This window comes from Dysgonomonas sp. PH5-45, from assembly GCF_029893235.1.
Classification (GTDB): domain Bacteria; phylum Bacteroidota; class Bacteroidia; order Bacteroidales; family Dysgonomonadaceae; genus UBA1309.
The window spans coordinates 110711-116743 of sequence record NZ_JARXWE010000004.1 but is presented as its reverse complement, the minus strand read 5'-3'; the positions used below and the strand labels follow the sequence as shown (position 1 = coordinate 116743).

Annotated in this window: 4 protein-coding genes; 3 read left to right on the top strand and 1 reads right to left on the bottom strand. The window is 38.8% G+C overall.

Annotated elements, in window-relative coordinates:
* Nucleotides 1-331: 331 nt before the first annotated feature.
* Together M2132_RS02915 and M2132_RS02910 are read left to right on the top strand one after the other, a co-directional pair.
* Entirely contained in the window at nucleotides 332-925 is a 594-nt protein-coding gene (locus M2132_RS02915; RefSeq protein WP_280671175.1) for an outer membrane beta-barrel protein, read from the top strand.
* 187 nt (nucleotides 926-1112) lie between these two features.
* Nucleotides 1113-3563 carry a glycosyl hydrolase family 95 catalytic domain-containing protein gene (locus M2132_RS02910; RefSeq protein ID WP_280671172.1) on the top strand — a complete coding sequence of 817 codons (2451 nt, stop codon included), beginning with the start codon at nucleotides 1113-1115 and terminating at the stop codon, nucleotides 3561-3563.
* A gap of 20 nt (nucleotides 3564-3583) precedes the next feature.
* Here the strand turns inward: M2132_RS02910 and M2132_RS02905 are convergent, their stop codons facing one another.
* On the bottom strand, nucleotides 3584-4471 hold the full coding sequence (locus tag M2132_RS02905) for an alpha-1,2-fucosyltransferase (protein WP_280671170.1): 888 nt from the start codon (nucleotides 4469-4471) through the stop codon (nucleotides 3584-3586).
* 213 nt (nucleotides 4472-4684) lie between these two features.
* Between M2132_RS02905 and M2132_RS02900 the strand changes: the two genes are divergently transcribed.
* Nucleotides 4685-6025 (top strand): hemolysin family protein, encoded by a 1341-nt coding sequence (locus tag M2132_RS02900; RefSeq protein WP_280671168.1) that lies wholly within the window; start codon nucleotides 4685-4687, stop codon nucleotides 6023-6025.
* Nucleotides 6026-6033: the final 8 nt, after the last annotated feature.

Genomic DNA, 6033 nt, shown 5'->3' with positions numbered 1-6033 from the left:
ACCTCTAACCATTCCGAACAGAGAAGTTAAGCCCGGTCACGCCGATGGTACTGCTTAAATGTGGGAGAGTAGGTAGCCGCCAACTTAAATCAGAGAGAGAAAGTCCTTCACCAACATATAGGTGAGGGACTTTTTTCGTTGTATATGTATGTGATAAGGTTTCATAATGCTGCTAATTTTTCAAAATATTCTTGTTTATTTATTGTGTATAATAAGTTGATTTTATTTTTTTGCTACTTGTAGTTGACATTATGTAATAATTTATATCTTTGTACAATATTTAACTTTGATTGAATATATATTATTATTAACTAAAAACACTATTTCAAAAATGAAAAAAATTTTACTTACATTCGCTTTATTATTAGGACTTAGTTTTAATGTTGCGGCTCAAGAAGCCGGCAAAATGTGGCTTGGTGGTACTATTGGTCTTTCTTCAGACAATTGGTCGGGAGAACAAAAAACAAGTACCAATTTTTCAATTAATCCGGAATTTGGCTATAATTTAAACAATAAATTGGCGATAGCTATTAGCTTAGGTTATGGACACGTAGAAGGGGATTTAGCTCTTGAAGACGGCACTTTTTCTTATACCAGTAACGAATTTACGGTTTCTCCTTTTGTTCGTTATACAGTGGTAAAAGGAAACATCGGTTCGTTTTTTGTTGATGGAGGTCTGGAGTACACTCACTCTCATATGAACTCTCTTGATTATGATACTAATATTTATGGAATTGGTTTCAGACCTGGTATTTCTATAAATGTAACAAAGAGTATTTCTCTTATCGCTAAATGTGGGCAAATAGGATATAAGCATACAGCTGTAGAACTTGGCAGTGGGTATTACAATTTTAAAGCAAATAACAACAAATACAGCTTTGATTTGTTTAAAGAATTTGCTTTTGGTATGGCTGTTTCTTTCTAAATAAAGTAAGCTTAGATAAAACAATCGGTGTCTTCTTTTCGGGGAAGATGCCGATTTATTTTATATAGGTATAAACTATTTGTGCATGAATTGAAAGTGTTCTTTAAATGAAATTCAAACTATTAAACAATGCAATTTATTTATATTTTAATCGTTATTCAACAATATAACCATTTAATCTGAAGTCATGTTTAAATCGAAGATTCTGAAAAAAGGAATGTTTTTTCTTTTAACTATTAATCTCTCTTTGCCTCAATACATTCAAAGCGCCGATTTTTCCGAATTTGTTTCAGAACAAGACCTTGTATGGAGAAATACTGTTGACGATAACTATTTTAATGGTGCATTTATCGGTGATGGGATACAAGGGGCTATGATAATGGAAGACGACCAGAATCCTAATGGAATTCGTATGTTAATGGGGCACTATAAGGCAATATCCCACTATATGATTCCCGATTTGGAATATACGGTGTCGAGAGTTTATGCTGGTAGTATAACCATCTCGCCTGTTTCGAAGGTTACAACAAAGGATATGCGCCTTAATCTTTGGGATGGCGAAGCAAGCGGAGTTTTAACTACAAAAAAAACGGATAAAATAACATGGCAAGCTATTGACGACCGCAAACACCTTGTTTTTGTTGTTGTAATGAAGGGTAGCGGACAGGAAGCCAATGCAACCCTCAAAGTACGTGAGGAGTGGGGCATATCTCCTACGTTTTATTTACAAAATATAGATCCTTATAATTTTTCGGAGCATATACCTCCTAAGCCTGTATTAAGCAAGGTGGGTGATGTAGATATCGTTATCAATAAAATGAAAACAAAGGGGGCGCATGTTGTTGCTTCCAAGTTGCAAAAAGAGCAGGATGGAACTCAAATCTTGTATGTGGCAATCGGTGTTGACGATAGTTCCGATTTGAATAAAGCAACCAAAGAAGCGCAGGCAGATGCAATTGCCCGTGTGGAGGCTGCTTCGGCTGAAGGGTATAAGGCTATTATAGAGCGTCATAGGGATTGGTGGCATAGTTACTATCAGACAAGTTCGTTGGAAATAGAAGAAGACTCTTTTTGGCAACAATATTGGTGGTTGCAAATCTACAAGTTTGCAAGTGCATCGTCACAAATATCCGATTTTATAATTGATACTCAAGGGCCTTGGGTGTACAAAAGTTCGTGGGCTGCCATTTGGTGGAATCTGAATGTACAATTGTCATACATGCCAATGTACAGCAGTAATAAGCTGGACGCGGGTAGGTCGTTAATTAACGGGATGAATAGGATATATAAATCGGGAGTTCTCCATGAAAATGCAAAAGGAGTAGGAATAACTTTACCAAGAGGTACAATCTACGATGGTGCAGGACAGTGGGGTGACGAATTTGGCAACTTGCCGTGGGTGCTTCACTGCTACTGGAAGTATTGGAAATATTCGGGTGACAATGAGATAGCTAAAGACTTATATCCGATGCTGAAAGATAATGCTGTTTTTTTGATGTCAATATTAGAAAAAGAGCAGGACGGACGGTATCATGTAGTCCCATCCCGATCGCCGGAGTATTCTGAATCACTACATCGTGATGCAAACTATGCATTGATGTCTATTAGATGGGTATTGCAAACTCTTTTGGAAATGAACGAAGAGTTTGGTTATAATGACGAACAGAGTCAAACATGGAAAGACCACTTAGATAATCTTGCCGATTATCCCATTGATAGTAACGGATTGCGTGTAAATAAAGATCAAGGATTTAAGCAAGGGCACAGGCATTATTCACACCTGTTGGCAATATATCCCTATCACACGCTTAACCCGGAACAAGGCACATATGCCCGGAATCTTATCAAAACATCCTTGAATCGTTGGCAATCATTAACATTGAATTCAGGTTATCAGGGATACACATTTTCCGGTGGCTGTTCTATGTATGCGGTTTTAGGAGATGGTAATAAAGCATTGAGTACCCTTAACTACATGCGGTCTAAAAAATTAACGCAGCCTAATACTATGTACAGAGAAAGTGGTGGGACTGTTGTAGAAACTCCCTTGTCGGTGGTAGAAAGCATAAACTATATGCTTCTGCAAAGCTGGGGTGGAGTGGTACGGATATACCCTGCTGTGCCTGATAAATGGAAAAATATAGCCTTTCGTGATTTCAGGACGGAAGGAGCATTCTTGGTTTCGGCTAAGTATAACAATGGAATAATCAGTGATGTGTCGTTAATAAGTGAGCGAGGTAATATCTGTGCTGTTTTAAATCCATGGCAGGGATATGGACTTGTGGTTATGGACGAAACCGGAGATTTGATTGATCTTATCCGCAATGGCGAAAAATACACCTTTACTACGGAAGTAGGGAAAAAATATTTCTTGCATCAAGGCGATAAAGATTCTATTATTGGTGAAGAAGCTAATCTGAGAATTTACCCTAACCCCGTAAAGGATAAATTATTTATAGAGGACAATGAGAGGATGTACGATAAAATAACAATTTCCGATTTATCTGGAAAAACATTTTTGATTCAGCCTCTTAAAGTGCAAAAAAGCGAAATCCCCATATCTTTGCCTTCGGGACTTTATGTGCTAACTTTAAGTAAAGGCAAAACAAAGAAAAACGTAAAGCTGATAGTTAAGTAATCTGTGTATATAAGCCGTTGTCAGAACCTTATCCACGAATCGGGTATGATATCGTCTTTTTCGAACGCGTTGCTCCATTTTTTTGGAGCAATCGTTATTTTAGAAGGATTGCTGTTGAGCCATGCTCCCCACCAACTGAATGTGCTGTTGGCTATGATGTTGTGCTTGCATTGGCTCATCAGGAACATATCTTGCCAAGAGTTTTTCCCTGTATTGAAGTTCACGTATTGGGCGTCGTCCAGTTTGAAATTGGAGTTCACCCATTCTTTATCGTCGGTAAAGATGTAGAAGCGGGGATTCTCTACATTCTGTTTTATATGTGCTATGGCTTGTTGGTAGTATTGCTCGTTACAAATGTTTCCGAACAGGGATATGTATTGAGGAGTCATATAATCGCCCCGTCGGATATGAATGGACACACTGTTGCATACCTGTATTTCGTTACGGAGAGCTTTGGTTTGTCCGGAAAGCGGTTCTTCTTTGAAGCGGAAAGCTTCTCTTACTTCATTCTGGGCATTGGTGAAATATTTTTCGCTTTGCCATGTGCCGATAAAAAGTTCGTTTTTATTGTCATCTTGAGCTATATCGGCGTTAAAAAGGAAATTTTTGTTTTCATCGCTCACAATGTGTATTCCTATTGATGAATATAACCGTTCTTGCCCTTGTGCCGAAAATGAACGGGTGGCCAAACGGAAAAAACTCACAAATCCGCTTTTCAGTGCCGATAACAGAGTTTCGTCTTTTGTTATGGTAAAAAGTTTTTTGAGTTCGTAGCCATTGTGGGTAAATGTTTTTTTACGGAGTGGAATAATGAGCGAACATCGTTTCCTCTTAGCGCGTATGCCCAGACAGAAGGCATACTGAAACATTTGGTTGCCCAATCCTTCGGCTATAACTACATATTTCATCTGAGGGTTGTTTATACAGTTATTTTGTGCAAAGAAAACATATAAAATCCATTTACTAAAACCTTACAGGAAACAAATAGCATTTAAATGTTTTTGAAGTATCAGACCCAAAATAGAACTACCGAATAAATGATTTCGTGTTTTTATTTGTTTAACGATTCTCAGAAAACACACAATTATATTATCTTTGCTAAATCATCTTTAAGTTCAAATATGTTTACGAACATTTTAATAACTTTTCTTCTGGTTTTTCTGAACGGCTTTTTTGTTGCGGCCGAATTCGCGATAGTTAAGGTGCGGGCCTCGCAGTTGGAAATGAAGGCACAAGACGGTAACCGTCTGGCCATCCTTTCGAAACATATAGTCAGCCACTTAGATGCGTATCTGGCGGCTACCCAGCTTGGGGTAACACTTGCCAGCCTTGGCTTGGGTTGGATTGGTGAGCCTGTTGTTTCAAAAATGCTACTGTCTATTTTGGGAGCGTTCGGGATAACGGGCGATTCTTTTCAGGTTTTGGGTATAACCATAACCATACACAGCATATCCTTGATTACGGCCTTCCTTATCATTACCATCCTTCATATTGTTTTTGGGGAGTTAGCTCCGAAGTCGATTGCTATTTTACGGTCGGAAAAAACGACTATGTTTGTGGCATATCCCCTGCAAGGGTTTTATTGGCTGGCACGTCCTGCCATTTGGCTTCTAAACGGTATAGCCAATTTGTTCCTGAAGATGATAGGTCTGCATGCGGCCTCCGAATCGGAATCGTATAGCAGTGACGAACTGCGGTATTTGGTCGATCAGGTTCGTGAAAGCGGCGATATAGAAGACGACAATTACGATATAATAAAAAACGCATTCGATTTTTCGGAGCGTACCGCCCGTCAGGTCATGGTGCCCCGTACAAAGGTGTTGGCCATAGACCTTAACGATTATGACGAACAGACTCTCGAAATGGTTATCGAGGATGGATATTCGCGTATTCCGTGTTACGAAGACAGTATAGATAATATAATAGGGATTGTTCACCTGAAAGATATTCTGAAAAAAATGCGCCAGAACGGAAAGGTTGATATCCGCTCTATTGTACGTCCTGTTTCGTTTGTACCCGAAACAAAACGTATAGGGCAGATTCTGAAAGAATTTCAGGTTAAACACCAGCAAATAGCAATGGTGCTGAATGAATATGGCGGTATTGATGGTATCATCACAATGGAAGATATTCTTGAAGAGCTGGTAGGCGAGATACAAGACGAAACGGACAACGAGATACCTTTTGTTGAGCAAGTTTCCGATGATACTTACTCAGTTATTGCCACAGCAGCTATTTCTGATATTAATGACCAGTTGCCTCACCCAATAGATAAAGCTAAGCAGTACGACACCTTGGCAGGCTATCTTATCGATAAGTTTGGACGCATACCTGTGGTGCACGACAAGTTGGAGGACGAAGGTTACGAATTTACCGTACTGAAAAAAAATAAAACATCGATAATCTTGGTTCAGCTCAAAGACTTGGAAACCGATGAAGTTGAAGCTATGTCTTCTAAATAGTGAAATTG

What these genes read in the sequence shown, in the direction of transcription:
- M2132_RS02915 (WP_280671175.1), top strand. Translation starts at nt 332, where the DNA reads ATGAAAAAAATTTTACTTACATTCGCTTTATTATTAGGACTTAGTTTT.
- M2132_RS02910 (WP_280671172.1), top strand. Translation starts at nt 1,113, where the DNA reads ATGTTTAAATCGAAGATTCTGAAAAAAGGAATGTTTTTTCTTTTAACT.
- M2132_RS02905 (WP_280671170.1), bottom strand. Translation starts at nt 4,471, where the DNA reads ATGAAATATGTAGTTATAGCCGAAGGATTGGGCAACCAAATGTTTCAG.
- M2132_RS02900 (WP_280671168.1), top strand. Translation starts at nt 4,685, where the DNA reads ATGTTTACGAACATTTTAATAACTTTTCTTCTGGTTTTTCTGAACGGC.